Genomic DNA, 18,642 nt, shown 5'->3' on the forward strand with positions numbered 1-18,642 from the left:
GTTTTGCCCATGTTGCCGCTGCAAAGCGGCTTTTTTTGTGCTTTATCCTATTGAATTGACAAATATCAGCCAGGATTGAATTCTTGCTTTACTCGGCCTTTATAATTCAGCAGTCTTAATGAAAGCACACACTCCATGCAATGAGGTTTTATTATGGCGTCCTATCTGGTGATTCAGGCAGATGTGACCGATTGGGAGCGATTTAAAGCATACACCAGTCAGGTCCCGGCTTTGGTTCGTGCTTACGGTGGTGAATACATCGCTATGGATAATCAGCATGATGTATTGGAAGGCGACTATAAACCTGGCAGTGTCGTCATTTCAAGATGGCCGGATGAGGCAACTATACGTGCCTTCTGGCAATCGGACAGCTACCAGCAACTGATTGCTTTGCGTGACGGTACTGGGCATTTTCACGTCATGTTGGTTCATGGCTTAAACGGGAATAGTAAATGAACGCATATACAGCTCTGGCACTGCAAACCAAATGTTTTGCTGTAAACGCACTGGGAGTTGATGACGCAAGAATGCAAATAGCGCAGAACCTGGAGCGGGTTCAACAGCAAGTTCGCGCCAGTAAAGCGTTTATCCGAACCCTGACTGGTGATGATGTCCGCTTGGTTGTTCTACCAGAGTATTTTTTGACGGGTTTCCCAACTACCGAATCGGTGCAAGAATGGCAAGCAAAGGCTGTACTATCGATTGACGGCCCTGAGTACGAACGACTTTCGAAGATTGCTCAGGAAAATAAGCTGTATCTATCCGGTAATGTTTATGAAGCCGACTCTTACTTTCCCGAATTGTATTTTCAGTGCTCTTTTCTGATCAATCCTTCGGGTGATGTCGTGTTGCGTTATCGACGCTTGATTTCAATGTTTGCCCCGACGCCGCATGATGTTTTGGAGAAATACCTGGACCACTATGGTTATGATGGGCTTTTCCCTGTCGCTGAAACTGAAATTGGTTGCATGGCTGCCATCGCTTCGGAAGAGATCCTGTACCCTGAAATTGCGCGTTGTCTGGCGATGAAGGGTGCTGAAGTATTGCTGCACAGCACTTCTGAAATTGCTGCTCCTGGCCTGACACCAAAAGATATCGCCAAGCGAGCAAGGGCGATTGAAAGCATGGCCTATCTGGTGTCCGCCAACAGCGGTGGCTTTTCAGGCATTCAATTACCACAACAATCATCGGATGGCATGTCAAAAATTATTGATATGAAGGGCAGGGTACTGGCTGAGGCGTCGACGGGTGAAAGCATGGTAGCTCATGCCGAGTTGGATCTTGAGGTTCTGCGCCGCTACCGGGCAAAACCAGGTATGTCCAATTTGCTATCTAGGCAAAGAAATGAGCTTTTTGCACCCACTTATCAGCAATGCGTCTACCCAGCCAACAACATGTTGGATGAGCAACAACAAGTCATCTCAGTGAATCGTTCTCATTTTGAGGCGACGCAACTGGATGTTATTCGCTCTTTGAAAGCATCTGGCATCATTAAGCCAAACGGAGTTGTAATAAAATGAAGATCCGTAATCCGAGGACTGGTCATTTAGATTTTAGTTTACGTGTTGTCTCGCATGATGAGGTAGCCCAGCTGGTTTCGCAGCTACGATCTTCTCAGCCCCAGTGGTGGCAACTTGGCATGGCCGGACGTGTCAAGGTGATGCATAATTTTTCCGAGCAGTTAGTTGCCCATCGCGAAGCGCTCATTGCTGCTGTTGCAGAGGATACTGGCCGCTGGGCTGAATCTGAGCTAGAGGTGGATGTGACAATCAACACTATCCATCGTTGGTGTAAAGATGCACCAGAGCTGCTTGCTGAGGCTCCACCAAGAAAAGCGCACCTTCCTTTTTTAGAGATTCAGCCAAGCTATCTTCCCTTTGACGTCGTGGGTGTGATTAGCCCTTGGAATTTTCCTCTTTTATTATCATTGGTCGATGCCATTCCCGCACTGTTGGCGGGGTGCTCGGTTATCATCAAGCCCAGTGAGGTCACCTCTCGATTTGTTGCTCCATTGCAAGAGGTCATCAAATCAACACCTGAACTATCTTCGGTTTTGAAGCTTGTGACTGGCGCTGGCGAAACTGGCCAAGCTGTGATTCAGCATGTCGATACCTTATGCTTTACCGGCAGTGTTGCTACCGGACGTCGTGTCGGGGAATTGTGTGCACAACAGTTTATTCCAGCTTTTTTAGAGCTGGGTGGGAAAGATGCAGCTATTGTGTGTGATGATGCCGATATTGAAGTGGCAAGCAGTGCGCTGTGCTGGGGAAGTATGGTGAATGCCGGACAATCCTGTATGAGTCTGGAACGTATCTATGTGCATGAAAACATTGCGGATGAATTTATTAGCCGTTTGGTTGAGAAAGTAAAAAAATTACGCCACAACTATCCGGATATTAAAGTTGGTGAAATCGGGCCTGTTATCTCAGATAAACAGGTGGCTGTGATCCGTCAGCAGCTTGACGACGCACTGCAAAAAGGAGCGCGTGCGCTTTGTGGAGGTCACTTGTTGCAGCTTGGTGGCGGTTTCTATTGTGAGCCTACGGTGCTTGATCAGGTAAACAAGGATATGCTGATAGTTACCGAGGAAACCTTCGCCGCTATTGTGGTGGTGCAGCGGGTTCAGTCCAATGAAGAAGCTGTCCAGCTGGCCAATGACTCCAAGTATGGTTTATCTGCTGCCGTATTTAGTCAGGATATGGCGAATGCCTATCAAATAGCGGCTGCCTTGAAAGCGGGAGGTATCAGTATCAATGATGCTTCTTTGACGGGGTTTGTGCATGAAGCTGAAAAGCAGTCTTTTCAATGTTCTGGTATGGGAGGTTCCCGGATGGGTGCTGAATCTATCCGTCGTTTTATTCGGAAAAAGTCATTCATTCGAAATACCGGGGTTGCTTCGCCCTGGTGGTTCAAAGCCTGAAACAGCTAAGGAAAGCTACGAATGCAAAATAAGCAGGCAAAATACATTGAGTTAGGGGAGCTGCTTTTGCAGCAAATTTTGCGGGGCCATTACCCTCTCAGTGCTTTGTTGCCTACCGAGAAAGAGCTTTGTGCGCAGCATGGGATTAGTCGCCATACTGCGCGTGAGGGGTTGCGTTATATAGAGCGTATTGGTCTGGTGGAGCGTCGGCAAGGAGCCGGTACCCGTGTGATCCGAACCAATCTACCTGAGCAGATTAATCAGTTCACCCAATCGGTGCAGGAGCTGTTAGAGTTTGGTCAGCAAACGCGCTTTAGTATTGATGTCTGTCAGTTACTCATTACCGATAAAGACGAGATGTCGCGTTTGAAGTTTTCCCATCCCAGAGAGTACATTTATTTAGCGGGTGTTCGTTCTGAAGTGCATGACAAGAAGCCCATTTGCTATTCGAGTATTCAGCAGTTTCGTTACCACACTGACCTTTATGCAAAAGATTTGGATAAAAAAACAGCGCTAAAGCAAATGATGCATTTGCTTAGCAGTTCAAATATTGGTCGGGTAGAACAAGAGTTTACCGCATGTCTTTTGACCAGTGATATGGCACAAAAGTTAAATGACCAGGCTCACTCTGCTGGGATGAGGGTGGTGCGAAAATATTTCTCGAAGCAAGGCGAGCTGGTGTTACTTGCTGAAAGTATTTATCCAGCCCATCGATATCGTTACATTAATGTGCTGACGCCTGCATCCAAAAAACTGTGACTTAATCATCTGCAAAATGATGAAGTGCTTCTTCATCCAGAATTGTTATTCGGTAATTGTTTTGAATACTGATCATGCCTTTCTTCTTAAGGCTGCTAAAACCCCTGCTTGCAGTTTCAAGTGACATACCTAAATAATCAGCAATATCCTGGCGACTCATTGGCAGATAAAACTTACTTGTACCATGACCAATCCGATTGGACATGTCTAGCAGGAAGTGAGCCAGTCGCTGGTGAGCTGACTTTTGCCCCATAATAAACAGCTGATCCAGGATATAATTCAGCACATGATTGGTAAACTCATGGAAGCGCTTCGCAATGGCCGGATAGCGTTCAAAAATGCTTTGGATAAGCTGTTTATTTATTTTAACGACGGTTCCATTACTTAATGCTCTGGCACTGAATGTGTAAAAAGAGAACTCAGAAAGGCCTAGTAGATTGCCGGTAAATAAAAAAGCAAACACGTGGCGGGACCCTTTGGAAGTAGAGCGTTCGAGCATAATCACCCCTGAGATGGGGATGTAGATGAAGTCACTGGGATCTTTTTCTTTGAAAATGTAACAGTTTTCATTGATATGGATCTCTTGCGCGTGTTTCGATAGCTCTTCTAAGAAGCTGTTAGCACCTTCCAGTTCCTGAAAGTTCCGGCCAAAGCAGGATGCCAGTGAAGTTTTTATTGAAACTTTCGAGGTATCAATCGTCATGGGCAGTCATCATCAATCCGTCAGTTTGGTATTTTGCATGAATTACCCTGCTAAGCTAGCAACTGGGTTGATAAAAAGCAATTCGTTTGAGTTCATCTTCCAGCTCTCTGTGCATTGAATCGATGTTTGCATCTAAAGTGTTGGTTGCTTGATAAATGTCAATGGGGATAGCTGGTGGGCTGTATAGGATTTTTTCTTTTGCCATTAAATCAACATCTGATGCTATGAAGGAATCAGTATGAAGTTATTCAGTTACGTTTTACTGGGGGGCATCTTGCTGGCTAAACCTGTTTATGCCAGCAATGTGTTGCATGAGTATTTTGAGTTGGCTATCGGTTCTTTTGATACGGCTCAGCAGGCAGTAAAAGATGATCGTTATGCTGAAATAACCTGGCATATTGCTGAGATTTGGCCAGGCAATAAAGATGTACGCTGGACCTACGCTGAAAACTGGGCTCCAAATGCCGAACGCCCTTACCGTCAGCGTATTACTCGCTTTAAGATAGCTGAAGACGGAAGTATAAAAGCGGATGGTTTTTTTCTACCTGACCCTGAAGCGTTTATGGGCGCCTGGCAAGAGCCAGAGCGTTTTGCAACTCTGTTACCTGAGATGCTGCAGCCGGTTGCTGGATGTACTGTCTTGCTGGTGAAAACGGGCGTACAACGTTTTGAGGGCTCGACCCAGGGGCGACAGTGTCGCAACAATCACCGCGGTGCCAGCTATATGATCTCGCAAACTCAGGTTAGTGTTGAAGGCTTCGTAAACTGGGACCGTGGCTTTAATGCCGATGGTGAGCTGGTCTGGGGGCCTGCGGCCGGTGGCTATCAGTTTCGCCCTGTTGGCGTAAACCAATGCAATGAGCCGGTGATTATGGTGGTCTATGGTGAGATTGCAGATCGTGCAGGTTTTGGCCGTTATGTAGGCGCTTTGGCGGAGAGTGGTTTGTACCAAAAGTACCAGGCTTATCATTTGGCATTTAGTCCGGCACTTGCGCAAATGGAAGGCAATCCACCAGCCAGTCGTGGCATGGTGTTAGCTCGTTTCCCCTGCCTGCAGGCTGCTAAGGACTTTTGGTACTCCGATGCGTACCAGGCCATTATCCCTTACCGGCAAGGCGTTGCAGAGTTCGAGGTGTCCTTCTTGCGCGAATTGCCTATACCAAACTACATTCATTAATCACTAACTCACACGTGATGCTGCCGTGACCATTAAGGTTGCGGCAACTTTCTATTCGTTGTTTCTACATAAAATAACCCCAATTGACTTTTATCAATCAGAGCTTGTTGTTGGCGGGATTTGTGCGGACAAATTCGGTATACATGGTTTGTCCATAAAAAACACTTAACTAGCTGATGTTTTAATCAGGCTAAGTCAGGAGCACTTGATGACCACATTAAAAATCGCGGGAGTAGCTGCTTCACAGCAAACCCGCTTTCATTGGATTACCGTCTGGATAGCATGTTTTGCATTATTAATATCAAACGGCATGACGTTGACCGCGATCACTGCTTTTGACAGTGCTATCCTGGCTGACTTTCCCGAATGGACCCGAGGCCAACTAAAGTTTCGAGAGCTGATTACCTTAGTTCTGGCAGGCCTGCTAGCCCCTGTGGTTGGAATTCTCATTGATAAAGTCGGGGTGCGTATCCTGATGATGATCGGCTCTGTTATTTTGGGCATCGCTTACTTTGCCTATGGCTACATTACCGATCTGCGTCAAATCTATATGGTGCATGCCGTCTTTGCTGTGGTCTTAGTGGCCTGTGGCCTCAATGTTGCCGTCATCCTGGTGTCAACCTGGTTTGTAAAGCTGCGTGGTACTGCCATTGGTATTGTGGTGGTGGGAACTTCGCTCGGAGGTGCCTTGCTTGGTCCCCTTTATGGCAGCTGGTTGGCCTCTGGCATGAGCTGGCAGCAAGGCTTTCAGTTGGCCGCCTTTATACCGGCATCGCTGTTTTTGCTGGCGTTGTTTTTGGTACGCAATAAACCATCGGAGCGGGGGCTGTTGCCCTATGGTGTTGAGGCCAGCCCAACAGATAGTCAGGCCGATATTTCCAGTCATGGTTTGGGTTATTGGGAGGCGTTGAAAACCCGTTCTTTCTGGGCCATTGCTATTATCGCTATGTGTACTTTTTATACCTTGCTTGGTTTACAGGCGAACCTGGTGTTGCATCTGCAAGATTTGGGTTTTGATATACAAAGCGCATCAGCTGGGCTTGCGATGCTGTTTACACCGGCACTGGTCGGAAAGTTTTTGTTTGGCATGCTGGCAGACAAAATCCCCGGGCGGGTGATCCTTTACGGCAACTTGTCGGTAATGTTCCTGGGTTTGATTGGCCTGTTGTTTGCTGGCGCTGGGACGGTTATGGTAGTGATTTTTATCATAGGCCTTGCCTGGGGAGGATTTTACACCTTGCTGCAACTTACCGCCATCAATAGCTTTGGCTTAAAAGCCTCCGGCCGCTTGCTTGGCACCATTACTATTTTGGATGCGATTGGCGGAGGTCTCGGTATTTATCTTACCGGCAAAATTTTCGATGTGTATGGCAGTTATCAAAATGCATTCATCATTTATATTGTGCTGGTTGCTATCGCATTACTGCTTATTAGTCAGGTCAAGAAACAAGCTTAAAGTTGTTATTTGGTGTGGGCATGTGTTGGCGCATGCCCGGCTTTTCATCAACTGACCTACTCATCAATAAATTCCAAAATGGCAGCACGGTCGTTAATAATGATTTTGTGGCTGCTTTCGATTTCAATCAGCTTGCGCTTTTTCAGGTTGCTGAAACTGCGGCTGGTAGTTTCCAGCGACATACCCAGGTAATCGGCAATATCAATGCGATTCATTGGCAAATAAAACTGCCCTGAACTGCGGCCAAGCCGGGTATCCATATCCAATAGAAAATGAGCCAGCCTTTGCGGGGCGGTTTTTTGTCCCAGTATGTACATTTGGTCGAGCACGTAATGCAACACATGGGTGGTGAAGTCATGGAAGCTTTTGGCGATTTTGGGATGGCGCTCAAAGATATTCTGGATCAATCGCTTGTTAATCTTGACTACTGTGGCTCCGGTTAAGGCCACTGCACTAAATGAGTACACAGTAAACTCCGACAGCCCAAGCAAATTGCCAGTAAATAAAAAGGCAAACACATGGCGAGCGCCTTTGGGTGAGCTGCGCTCCAGCATAATTGCCCCGGAGATGGCTATAAAGACATAGTCGCTGGGGTCGCCTTCTTTAAAAATATAGCCACCTTGCTGGATATTCACTTCCTGCGCAGATTGCGACAGTTCCTGCAGAAATTCATGGGCTCCCGGTTGCTCGTATAAATTACGGCCAAAGCAGGCTGCCAGGGAGGTTTTAATCGAGACTTTCGAGGTATCCAGTGCCGTCATAATGGGGTCCTGTTCTTCACTGATTGTTGGTTGATGAAATCACTCAAAGGAGGGTCCTTCATCATCCATTTTCAAGTATGCTGTGAGGATTCTTATTCCACTTCTACCATGCTTTTAGCCCAAAGGGTAAGGTATTATTGAACAGCATAAAAAAATTTTTAGGCTTAAGCCTTTGTTTTATATTTGTTTTAACAAAAAATCTGGTTGATTAAATTTTGCCCGTTGACAAATGATATATAATGATATCATTATATCAATGAGGCATGCCAGTGCAGTATCGGCTGCCACGAGACGAAACACTAAAAATACGATAAGAATATTGAAGTCAGGAGGGTGTTCCGATGAAACAGATACCATTCAAATTACGGTATCCGATACTGCTAACAGCATTAGGCAGCATGCTGATGGCATCGCCGGCGATGGCAGACGATGCCGAAGCACAGCAAGACGAAGCAAAAGATCCAATCGAACGCATTATTGTGACGGCGCGTTTGCGGCAAGAATTACTCAACAAAATTCCGGTCTCAGTCAGCGTGTTCAGTGGTGAGCAGATGGAGCGTACCGGTATTCGCAACATCAACGACATCATCGAAGCGACCCCCGGCGTCACTTACGACTCCATCGGCGGTATGGCTTCGGGCTCTCCTGTGATCCGTGGTCTGGCACAGCCAGGCCTGGTGGGTGATGAAACCAACGTGGCTGTCTTTATCGATGGGGTCTATGCCTCTGGCCGTGATGCCAGCTTCCTGCCGTATGGTGGTTTGCAGAGGGTGGAAGTGGTGCGGGGCCCGCAGTCAGCGATTTATGGCCGCAATGCTTTTGCCGGGGCTATTAATTACATCACCAGAGAGCCCTCGGATCAGTTTGAGTTTGGCATTAATACCTCGGCCGGTACCCATGGCATGCACGATGCACATCTGTACTTGAGTGGTGCTCTAACTGAGCGCTTTAAAGCCCGGCTGGATTTAAGCGATAGCAGCTCCGGCTCCACGATTCGCAATGTTAATACCATCACTGGCGAACGTATTGATAACCGCCGCCTTGGTGAAGTCGATAACCAGTTGGCGCGTTTGAAGCTGGTGTACGATGGTGACAACACCAAGGTGAGTCTCGCGCACACCTACATTGATACCAAAGAAACTCCGCGTGCCACCGCCCATGTGCAGCACAATGGTGGCTTTGGCATTCGCAATGCTCAACAGGAGTTTGGTGTACTGGTCAATGGTACCCACATCACTTTTAACCCGGCCACCGGCCAATGGGATTTGCTGGGGGATTGGGTCTTTACCGGTGATCCACAAAAGTACCTTGGCGTGGTGGATAATGATCTCTGGCGGGCCAGCTTTACCGGTATTGCTCCAGAGGCTACCGGTACCGAACGTACTGTCAACCGCACCAGCTTGGTGATCGATCACAACTTCGATAACTTCTCGGTGACTTACCTGGGTGGTTACAACAAAACCGATTACGAAATCAACTTAGGTCAGCTTAAGACCCATTCGGGCATGGCTATATTACCAACCTTTGTTGCAGAAAACCTGCCGCCAGCCAGTGCTTTTCCTGACGCGCCAGCAGGCCTGCAAGTGCAAAACCTGGCTTTTGGGACTGTCTACATGGGCATTCAAGGCTATGACTTGGGTGGCCAGCCAAACGATGAGCGGGAAGAGTACAGCCATGAGCTTCGTTTTGTCGGCAATCACGATGGCATGGATTGGGCTTTTGGCGCTTTTTACAGCAAATTAAAGTTGGATCAGTTGACCACCATCGGCGTGGTCGGCGCCGATAGTTACTCCAGCATGATCTTTAATGCGGCTGGCAATGGCTTTGAAGATAATGGTCTCATCCCTCTGCAGGGCACCTACTACGAAACAACTACCAAGTCCGCTTTTGCTGCCGTTGATTTTAGTATTACCGATCAACTGACCATGGCGCTGGAAGGACGCTTTACCCGTGAAGACAAATTTGCTAACAACCATACCGACAATCGGGCGCCTGGTGTGTTGTTTCCAACCGGTGAAATGGATGGTTCCTGGAGTTATTTCACACCGCGTATCACGCTGGATTGGGATGCCAATGAAACCACCCTCTATTACCTGAACATTGGTAAAGGTGCCAAATCCGGTGGCCTCAATGGTTCGGCTGAAGGGGAGGAAATGACTTTCGATCCTGAGCAAAACTGGACCTACGAAGTGGGTATGAAATCCTTCCTGTTCGATAGCAAGCTGCGCTTTAACATCGCGGCCTACTACATTGATTGGGATAAGCAGCAGGTGCGGGATTTCTCTACCCTTGGCAATCAGGAAAATGCGGTTCCAGCGGTCATTGTTACCAACCTGGGTAAAACCGAAGTGAAGGGCCTGGAGCTGGATGGTCGCTGGCAGATCACCGATAACTTTGGCTGGAACTTTGCTGCGGCATACAACGACGCCACTGTCAAAGTGGGGGGATTAGGCCCTGAGTTTGGTTTCCTGGATTATGAAGCACAGGGCATGAGCCCTACCGAGTATCCGGCCAGTCAAACCCTGACCATGGTCAGTACCCGCCCGCCGTTTTTTGGCGTGGTTGGGCAAATGACCTTGCCACCTGAAGGTACCTTGGTGTCTGACGGCGATATTTCTGGTAACAAAATGCCACGGACCTCGCGGGTAACCTTAAACTCCGGCATTGATTATGTCCGCGATTGGGGCAACCTGAATAGCTTCTCTGAACTGTCGTTCAGTTACCGCTCCAAGCAGTACCTGGATGCGACCAACTCCACCGAGTTGCCATCCGCGGTGACCGCCAAGTTCACCATCGGTTTTGAAACCGAGTCGCTGCGGATGAGTTTGTTCGTCGATAACCTGACCAACAACAACACCCCATCCGGTGGTTACCGCAAGTACCTCTGGAACGGCAAACCGCAGTTTGTGGTCGAGCCGAGAATGGGCCGTACCGCTGGTATCAATCTGTCCTACAAGTTCCGATAAAAACGTAGTACCTGGTTATTGCCCCGGCTTCGTGCCGGGGCTTTTTTGATCCTATTGCTAGCAAGGCGGAAGTGGAGCGCTTTGGCTTGACTGGGTTGGCAGGGCAGCCAGGTTTAGGCGGCCACAGTGGCAGATGGCTTCCTTACTGGCCAATAAACAAAACTCCGGCTCTGCATGCAAAGCGGGAGTTTTGGTAGAGGTAGTAGCAGTAGGAGCGGTAGTAAGAGGTGTTAGCTGTTTGGTACTGCGGCCGCTTTTACTGTGCCAAAATACTGCTCGGTTTTAAGCAGCGCTAGCAAAAACAGAATCTCAGCAAAGTTGCCCAGCAAAAATCCGTAGGCGAGTGGGGCGCTGGCGCCATTGATTAAAAAGATGGTGAGGGTGCCGGCAAAAAGCCAGGGCCAGCCGCTTTTGCGCCAAACAACCACAGTGAAGGGCAGAATAAAGAGGTTGGTAAAGATGGTGCCAAGCGGCGGGGTGCCATTTAGGGCATTAAAGCGCTCCATGCTGTGGAAAAAGCCATTGGGATCCTCAAACAGCCGGCTGGTCAGCTGCAGCTGCACGATGTCGTACCAAATGCCATAGCTCAGGCACAGCACAGTAATCACCACAAAAATGGCGCTAAACCAGCCTTTAAAAGCCATGGCGACCCCACTTTGTCGCAGCAGCGACAGCATATACAAGGACAACAAGGGCAGCAGCAGACCATGCAACCACCAGCGGGGGTAATTCAGCGGGGTTAGCCAGTCGGCGGCGCCATACCAGCTGCTGAGCAGCAGCATGGCGTTGTCGTAAATCACCCCGATTAAGATGGCCCGGATCAGCCAGGTTCTGGGGCCAGCCAGCTGCCAGCGAAACGACAGCGTCAGTAAAGCAAGGTGTACCAGCAGATAGCCGGCAAAGAAATAGCTGAGTGACATGGATCCCCCTTAAAGGCCTATCGCCAGGATTGTTGCAGGGCAGAGCAGCTTCAGCGCAGGCTGAGGCTGGCAAAGCCTTGCGTTATTTCGGTTAATTCATCGCTTTGTAAAAACTGCTGCGCTTTAGGATCGCCTTTTAGGTAGGCATCCAAAAAGGCAGTGCTAGCCAACAGCAGCAACTGAAACTGCACTTGCTGTGCTTGCTCTTCGCGCCCGGTACGGCCAATAAGCCGGCCAAAGTAGTGATCGGCACCGGCAAGCACCAGCCCATACTGACTGCCTGGTAGCGCCTTCTGATGCGACATCAGATGCAGCCGGTAATCCGGGAAAAAACGTGGTTCCACATCCCAGCTGCCGGTGGTCACCAGCACCGGGCCCTGTAGGTTGTCCCAGCTGTTTTCGGTGATTTCATCAAACATTGGGCCTGGCGGGGAAATGGCCACCACGGCCCGGATGGCTGCTGGATTGCTCAGCTGAACATCCACCGGACGCTGCGCCTTGATGGCAGGGTCATAGAAGGTCGCGCCTTGAAACAACTGGGCGCTGTAAGCACCAAAGGAATGACCGGTTACTGCGACCTGATCCAGATTGGCCTTTACGCCAGCGGGCAGCAGGCTGAGCCAGGGGGCAGGCTGGTTCAGCAGCAGCGCCAGATGCTGCACCCGCTGTTCAATCAGCCGGACATTGCCAAAACGAAGGGCGGCGACAATACCGCGCGCCATACCGCAGCAGTCGCGGTGATCCATGCTCAGTACGATGTAGCCTTGCTGGGCCCAGTGTGTGATCAGGGCATCGTACTCCAATTGATGGGACCAATTGCCGTGTGAGAACAGCAGCACTGGGTAGTGGCCGGTGGCTTCAGGCGATAGTAAACGAAAGCGAATGCGTTCACCGTCCAGGCGGGTAAGCTGCAGACCTGTGTCGAACAAGTTTGGGTGTTTGGCCGTAAGCTCTGGTCGCTGTAGCAGTGCTTCTGCTTCCGCTGGCAGCGGCGGAACCTCTGGCAGCTCGATTGGCTTGCTGCAGCCGCTTAGAGCCATCAGCAGCGTCAGTAGTAGCAAGGCGGCCAAAAAAGGTTTTGGATTATAGCGTATCATTGGCAGGCTCCTGTTCGGCTGGTTCTAGCCGGGACCCTGGCAGCTGCTGCAGAAAATGCCGCAAATCGGCCAGGCTTTCAGCCGGGCGCTCAAGCGGCAGCACATGGCCGGTGTTGGGGTAGGTGATCACCTGCACCGAAGCGGCCTGCACCAGTGCCTCGACAAAAAGCTCGGTCATGGCCACGGGCAACTGTGGGTTGGCTTCCCCCCATTGGATCAGCACCGGCAGCGTTAACTGCTGCAACTGAGTGGCCGCACCGCCTTCTTTAAACTGGCGAATGCGCTGCATCTCGGCTTTGCGGTTGCCCTGGCGACGAAAATTATCGTGAAATTGCCACTGCAATTGCGGGGTGATCAGGCTGTCATCAACGATCATCCACTGCAAAAAGCGGTTGTAGGCGGCCCGGGGCAGCATGTACAGCAGGTAATCGGCCCAGGCCGGCAAGTCCTCACCCCGACCACCGCGGCTATCGGCTTTACGAAAACCACCGGAGTTTTGCAGCACCAGGGCTTTCACCTGCTCAGGGTAGCGGGCACTGTAGCCAATGGCGATGTTGCCACCAAGCGAGCTGCCCACCAGAACCACCGGGCCTGGCGCTAACGCCTCTATCAGCCCACGCAGCAGTTCGATGTCGCGATCCAGGCTGTAGTCGTTGTCAAGCGCTGGGCCGGTCAGGCCATGCGAGGTCAGATCAAAGCGGATAACCCGGTAGTATCGGGCCAGTTCATCGGCAATGGGATCCCACATCTGCATGCTGAAAAAGTGCGAGTGCAACAAGACGATGGCCTGGCCTTTGCCTTGATCCTGATAGTAAAGAGGCTGGCCAGAAATAAGGCGTTGTTGCACCTGGCCGTCGGTGTAGTGGCTGAGCAAGCGCTCGGGACTGATGTCCGGATAGCGTACCAGCTGATAGCTGACATAGCCTGCGATCAGCAAGCACAGCAGCAACAGACGAAACAACCAGCGCCACATGATTTTTCTCCAATCTGAGCGGGGGCTGGGTTTAGCTCAGCCCTGTGTTAACAAAGCGGTTGCTTGGCCGCCAATTGCAATTGGCGCCAGCTGTTGGCACGACCGCCGCTGCACTGGCCGGTCAGTTCGCCCGCCAGTTGACCGGCCTGGCACAGCGCCGCCAGATCGATGCCGGTCGCGAGTCCCATTTGTTCCAGCATCATCACCACATCTTCGGTGGCGACATTGCCGGTTGCACCGGGGGCAAAAGGGCAACCGCCCAGACCACCGATGGATGCATCAAAGCGGCGGATGCCAACATCAAGCGCAGCAGCCACATTGGCCAGGCCCATGGCCCGGGTATCGTGAAAATGACAGCCCAGCTTGCTGGCATCATGCGCTTGTACCAGTGCCTGCATCAATTGACGCACCGAAGCCGGGTTTGCAGCGCCGATGGTATCGGCCAGCACCAGTTGCTCCGCGCCTATCTCTGCCAGACTGCTGGCCAGCGACAACACCTGGCTCGGCGGTGTTTTTCCCTCAAAAGGACATTGCCAGGCCACCGCGATGCAGGTAAGCAGTTGGATGTTGTCCGCCTTGGCCTGCTGCAGGATTTGCTGCAGTTGCTGCACACTTTGCTGCACACTAAGCCGGACATTTTTCTGATTCATGGTTTCGCTGGCGCATACCACAAACAACACCGAATCGGCCCCGGCTTTTACCGCCAGTTGATAGCCTTTCAGGTTGGGGATCAACGCTTGCAGCTGTACCCTCGCTTTCGATTGCCCCCGGGCTTGCGGATCAGTCCTGTGGCGTTTGGCCAGGCTGGCAATCACCTCGTCACTGCCCGCCATAGCAGGCACCGCTTTCGGAGAGACCATGGCACCGGCTTCAATCTGCCGTACCCCGGCCTGGATCAATTGCTCAATCAGAGCAATGCGCTGGTCAGGGGTTAAGATCCGGCTTTGATTTTGCAAGCCATCACGGGGGCCGACATCGGTGATGATCACATCTGGCACTGACATGCGGCGCTCCTAGGCAATGATTTGATCACGGCGCAAGGCATCGATGCAATCTTGCGGGAAACCCAGCTCGTCGGCCAAAATGGCATCGGTGTTCTGGCCTACCAAAGGTGCCGGGCTAAAACTGTCTTCATGCGTGCGTGACAGCTTGATCGGATTGCCGGGGGCCTGGGTTTTTTTGCCATTCGGGTGGAAAATATCCACCACCATGTTGCGATGACGCACTTGACGGTCATTTAAAGCATCGCTCAGCTTATTGACCGGAGCGCACGGAATACGGGCTTGCTCCAGCCGCTCTATCCAATAGCTGTTGGTATTGGTCGCAAAGAGTGCATTCAGGCGCGTGTCGATCATGGCTTTGTCGGCAAAACGACCCGGTTGGGTGTCGTATTTGGCATCGTCAAATTCCGGCAGCTGCACCACGGTTTTCAGGTTTTGCCAGAAGTTGTCGGTAATGACCGCCAGGATAATGTGGCCATCCTGGGTTTGGTAGCTGTTGTAAGGCACATGGACAAAATGACCATTGCCAATCGGGTAGGGATCTTCGTTCGATAAAAAGTGCATGGTGGCCATGTAATTCAACATCGAAATCTGGCAGTCCAGCATCGAGATATCGACATGCTGGCCTTTGCCGCTTTGCACCCGCTCCAATAGCGCCGCCTGTATACCCATCACAGCAAACATGCCGCCACCCAGATCGCCAATCGGAATGCCGGCCCGAATGGGGGTTTGTGGATCGGTGCCGGTAATCGACATGCCACCACCAAAAGCCTGCGCCACCTGATCAAACGCCGGGCGGTTGGCGCCGGGTCCTTCTGAGCCAAAGCCGGTAATGGTGCAGGTGATGATGCGCTCGTTGTACTGACGCAGGGTCGGGTAATCAATGCCCAGGCGCTCCGGCACACCGGGGCCAAAGTTACTGACCACCACATCGGCGTTTTTCACCAGCTGGTAAAACAGTTCTTTGCCTTGCTGCTTTTTCAAATCAATGGCGATGGAGCGCTTGTTGCGGTTCAGGGTAATAAAGTAAGCCCCAAAACCGTCCAGCGAGTTGTTCGGATCGCTGGCCAGCAATTTGCGGGTGCCTTCGCCTTGGCGCGGCTCTACTTTGATCACATCGGCCCCCATATCGGCAAGCAACATGGTGCCATAAGGCCCAGACAGCATATGCGTCAGATCCAGGATTTTGATCCCTGCCAGGGGTTTATTGAACATAGCGCAATCCTATTGATGTTTTAATGATATAACTATATATCAAACAATCTTGTTTTGTAAACCTAAAACAACACCCTTTTCATCAGAACTCTTCCAACAAACGTCCTTTGCCGGTGATGCGATCCTCAATGCCACAGCTGCGCAGCGCATGCCAGACCGTGGCCTGATTGATGGGCAGCAAGGGCTTGCCCAGAATGTGCTCGAAGGTCGGAAACAGATCCAGCGTCGACAAGTTGGTACCACACTGCACGATGGCATCGACGTCGTTGCCATCGACCTCGTAGATGGCATCAATCACTTGCTGGATCGGGGTTTCCGCTATGGCGGTGGCGGAAGGGCGGTTCAAGCCCTTGACCTTATGCACCTGAAAACCAATGTCGGTGAAAAAGCGGTAGACATTGTCATCGCCGACCTGGGGGTAAGGTGTGATGACCGAGATTTTTTTGGCGCCAAATTTCTCCAGTGCCATTCGGGTCGCGGTGGCACCTGTGGTCAGGCCCATGTCGCCAATTTGAGCCCGAATTTGTTCTTCAAAACGCAGATTGCCATCCAGGCCGCCCCAGAAGGTTTCGGCACTCATGCCCAGCATGATGTGTTTGACTTTGGCACTGAGCACATTGCGAATTGACAGCGGAATTTCATCGCGGATCAAATCGAGAAAACGCTCAAAGACGGTATTTTCGTTGTCGCCGCTTTGCTGCACCTCGCTGGCCCAGTCGCGCAGTTCAATCCAGAAACGCGATGGGTGCCAGGTGACGCCGTCCAGTGCGAATTTTTGCAAATCGTATTCCACGCCGGTATTGGTCGAAGGGATGATGACCCCTATCTGAGCCCGATGGGCAATTTGATAATTGTGCATAAAAACTCCACTCCAGTTGCTTTAGGCGTGCTCTAAACTGTCGCGCAGGCAGTGAAACATGGCGCGTTCCAGCATGAAATCCCGGGCTTTCACCGGATCCTTGGCGGTATCCATAAACCATTGCTGGCGTTTGGCTTGCTCTTTGGGATCTTTTTCTTCCATCAGCTTTTTGTTGCTGATGGTGTGTTGCTGCACAAATTGCACCGCCAAATCCTTGCGCTGACGCTCGTACTGCGCGAAAAGCTCCGGGTAGCTGGCACCTTCTTTCAAAATTCGGGTCAGCTTCTGGGCCAGATTGTGCGCATCGTGCAAACCGCCATTCATGCCCATGCCACCCAGCGGGTTGTTGATATGGGCCGCGTCGCCCACCAGCACCATCCGGCCCTGCACATAGCGCTCGGCCACGCGCTGATGCACCGCATAGAGGGTGCGATGGCCGATGTCGTAGTCCTCGTCCTTGGCATGCAGGTGCTGCAACCGCTGCTGAATGTACTGATCGTTCAGATAGGTTTGTGCCGGGTTGGGCTCGGCCGGATCGGTCGGCCAGAGCACCCGCCAGAGTTTTTCTGTGCGCAAAAGTACGCACCATTCATCCGGATCCGAGATGTAATTGACGTAGGATAAGTTGTCGAACACGGCTTCAAACGGGAAGGAGGTGCTGACCACCAGAAACTTTTCGTTGTAGGTAAAGCCACCGTAGCCAATGCCGGCCGCTTTTCGCACCTGACTGGAGGCGCCGTCGCAACCAAGCAAAAAGCTGCCGCGAAATTGCTTTTCGTTGTCTGGGGTATTGACCAGTGCCGTGACGCCGCTGTCATCCTGCGAAAAACCCAGGATCTCATGGCTGAACAACACCTGAGCACAAGGGTAGTTGGCCAGTTCGCGGTTGATGATGCGGGTCATTTCGTACTGTTCTAATTGCAGCCGAAATGGAAAGCGGGTGTCGTCGGCCAACAGCGACATATCAAATTCGGCCACAGCGCCGGTTTTCCGATCGCGGTACTGGTAGCGATCGACCTTCAATCCCTGGGCAATCATGGTTTCGGCCACCCCCAGTTCATCCAGCATTTCCAGTGATGGTGGATGAAAGGTGGAGGCGCGCAAATCAACCGGCAAATCCGGCTGCTTCTCAAACACGATCACCGGGATCTGTTGCCGGGCCAGATACAGCGCCAGCAGGGAACCGGCAGGGCCAGAACCCGCAATAAGGACAGGCAAAGTTGACATATTAACGGCTCTCTTCTTGGTTAAGTTGGGTAAGCAGCTGGTCGAGGCAGACCACATCTGCGTATTTGGCATGCATATCAAACAAATTGGCCTGATGCGCGGCCGGGTTGCGATCGCCGACCGCTTCTTTTGGCAGCTGTACCGGGTAATTGTGCTGCATCGCATCGATCACGGTGGCCCGGACACAGCCACTGGTGGTCAGGCCGGTGATCACCACCGAGTCGGCACCGCTTTGTTGCAACAAGTCGGCAAGCGGGGTACCAAAAAAGGCGCTGGCACCGTGTTTTTCAATCAGTACTTCCTCTGGCCTGGGGCTGAGCCTGGCATCGACCTGCACCCAGCGCGAGTCCGGGGTCAGCAGGTTTAATGCCGGTACCCGTTGGCGGAAAATTCGCCCTTGCTCTTCGCTGCGATAAAGCACGGTGGAAAAAAACACCGGCAGTTGCCTGCGGCGAAATACCTGCAGCAAGGCCAGATTGGCGGCAACCACTTGTGGGCATTCGGTGCCAAGCGGGCAGGCCGGATTGGTAAAGCCTTCAATCATATCGACCAAAATCAAAGCAGGGCGTTGACCAGGCGGCAGACTACGACGTTCCAGATCCATGCAA

General features: G+C 51.3%; 17 protein-coding genes. 7 read left to right on the plus strand and 10 right to left on the minus strand.

The features are described from left to right. The first annotated feature begins 153 nt into the window (after positions 1–153). The 4 genes from QWY20_RS15870 to QWY20_RS15885 are packed head-to-tail and all read left to right on the plus strand — an operon-like array spanning position 154 to position 3,679. On the plus strand, positions 154–456 hold the full coding sequence (locus QWY20_RS15870) for a DUF1330 domain-containing protein (RefSeq protein WP_330129983.1): 303 nt from the start codon (positions 154–156) through the stop codon (positions 454–456). Further along, positions 453–1,520: a nitrilase-related carbon-nitrogen hydrolase gene (locus tag QWY20_RS15875; protein ID WP_330129984.1), complete on the plus strand. Its 1,068-nt coding sequence runs from the start codon at positions 453–455 to the stop codon at positions 1,518–1,520. The genes QWY20_RS15870 and QWY20_RS15875 overlap by 4 nt, the downstream gene beginning before the upstream one ends. After that, positions 1,517–2,920 (plus strand): aldehyde dehydrogenase family protein, encoded by a 1,404-nt coding sequence (locus QWY20_RS15880; RefSeq protein ID WP_330129985.1) that lies wholly within the window; start codon positions 1,517–1,519, stop codon positions 2,918–2,920. Before QWY20_RS15875 ends, QWY20_RS15880 begins: the two co-directional genes overlap by 4 nt. A 21-nt stretch (positions 2,921–2,941) precedes the next feature. Then, positions 2,942–3,679 carry a GntR family transcriptional regulator gene (locus QWY20_RS15885; protein WP_330129986.1) on the plus strand — a complete coding sequence of 246 codons (738 nt, stop codon included), beginning with the start codon at positions 2,942–2,944 and terminating at the stop codon, positions 3,677–3,679. A gap of 1 nt (position 3,680) precedes the next feature. Here the strand turns inward: QWY20_RS15885 and QWY20_RS15890 are convergent, their stop codons facing one another. Next, a complete protein-coding gene (locus tag QWY20_RS15890) occupies positions 3,681–4,382 on the minus strand; it encodes a Crp/Fnr family transcriptional regulator (protein ID WP_330129987.1) in 702 nt (233 codons plus the stop codon). A 238-nt stretch (positions 4,383–4,620) separates the two neighbouring features. Between QWY20_RS15890 and QWY20_RS15895 the strand changes: the two genes are divergently transcribed. Together QWY20_RS15895 and QWY20_RS15900 are read left to right on the plus strand one after the other, a co-directional pair. After that, positions 4,621–5,559 carry a CpcT/CpeT family chromophore lyase gene (locus QWY20_RS15895; RefSeq protein WP_330129988.1) on the plus strand — a complete coding sequence of 313 codons (939 nt, stop codon included), beginning with the start codon at positions 4,621–4,623 and terminating at the stop codon, positions 5,557–5,559. Between the two features lie 208 nt (positions 5,560–5,767). Beyond that, positions 5,768–7,015, plus strand: a complete 1,248-nt coding sequence (locus tag QWY20_RS15900) for an MFS transporter (protein WP_330129989.1) — start codon at positions 5,768–5,770, stop codon at positions 7,013–7,015. Between the two features lie 56 nt (positions 7,016–7,071). On the opposite strand, the gene QWY20_RS15905 is transcribed toward QWY20_RS15900, so the two are convergent. Continuing rightward, positions 7,072–7,776: a Crp/Fnr family transcriptional regulator gene (locus QWY20_RS15905; RefSeq protein ID WP_330129990.1), complete on the minus strand. Its 705-nt coding sequence runs from the start codon at positions 7,774–7,776 to the stop codon at positions 7,072–7,074. Between the two features lie 341 nt (positions 7,777–8,117). Here QWY20_RS15905 and QWY20_RS15910 point away from each other — a divergent pair, with 341 nt between their 5' ends. Further along, entirely contained in the window at positions 8,118–10,742 is a 2,625-nt protein-coding gene (locus QWY20_RS15910; RefSeq protein WP_330129991.1) for a TonB-dependent receptor, read from the plus strand. A 230-nt stretch (positions 10,743–10,972) separates the two neighbouring features. Here QWY20_RS15910 and QWY20_RS15915 read toward each other — a convergent pair whose 3' ends face one another. The 8 genes from QWY20_RS15915 to QWY20_RS15950 form a co-directional block, all read right to left on the minus strand. After that, on the minus strand, positions 10,973–11,662 hold the full coding sequence (locus QWY20_RS15915) for a hypothetical protein (protein WP_330129992.1): 690 nt from the start codon (positions 11,660–11,662) through the stop codon (positions 10,973–10,975). A gap of 50 nt (positions 11,663–11,712) precedes the next feature. After that, on the minus strand, positions 11,713–12,759 hold the full coding sequence (locus QWY20_RS15920; RefSeq protein WP_330129993.1) for an alpha/beta hydrolase: 1,047 nt from the start codon (positions 12,757–12,759) through the stop codon (positions 11,713–11,715). Next, positions 12,746–13,732 carry an alpha/beta fold hydrolase gene (locus QWY20_RS15925; protein ID WP_330129994.1) on the minus strand — a complete coding sequence of 329 codons (987 nt, stop codon included), beginning with the start codon at positions 13,730–13,732 and terminating at the stop codon, positions 12,746–12,748. Before QWY20_RS15925 ends, QWY20_RS15920 begins: the two co-directional genes overlap by 14 nt. A gap of 47 nt (positions 13,733–13,779) precedes the next feature. Next, positions 13,780–14,736, minus strand: a complete 957-nt coding sequence (locus QWY20_RS15930) for a hydroxymethylglutaryl-CoA lyase (protein WP_330129995.1) — start codon at positions 14,734–14,736, stop codon at positions 13,780–13,782. A 9-nt stretch (positions 14,737–14,745) separates the two neighbouring features. Then, positions 14,746–15,948 (minus strand): CaiB/BaiF CoA transferase family protein, encoded by a 1,203-nt coding sequence (locus QWY20_RS15935; RefSeq protein ID WP_330129996.1) that lies wholly within the window; start codon positions 15,946–15,948, stop codon positions 14,746–14,748. Positions 15,949–16,030: 82 nt separating this feature from the next. Then, positions 16,031–16,807 (minus strand): maleate cis-trans isomerase family protein, encoded by a 777-nt coding sequence (locus tag QWY20_RS15940; protein WP_330129997.1) that lies wholly within the window; start codon positions 16,805–16,807, stop codon positions 16,031–16,033. 21 nt (positions 16,808–16,828) lie between these two features. After that, entirely contained in the window at positions 16,829–18,034 is a 1,206-nt protein-coding gene (locus QWY20_RS15945) for an FAD-dependent oxidoreductase (protein ID WP_330129998.1), read from the minus strand. Between the two features lies 1 nt (position 18,035). Continuing rightward, entirely contained in the window at positions 18,036–18,638 is a 603-nt protein-coding gene (locus QWY20_RS15950; RefSeq protein WP_330129999.1) for an isochorismatase family protein, read from the minus strand. Between the last annotated feature and the right edge of the window lie 4 nt (positions 18,639–18,642).

This window comes from Alkalimonas cellulosilytica, from assembly GCF_036325985.1.
Taxonomy (GTDB): Bacteria; Pseudomonadota; Gammaproteobacteria; order Enterobacterales; family Alteromonadaceae; genus Alkalimonas; species Alkalimonas cellulosilytica.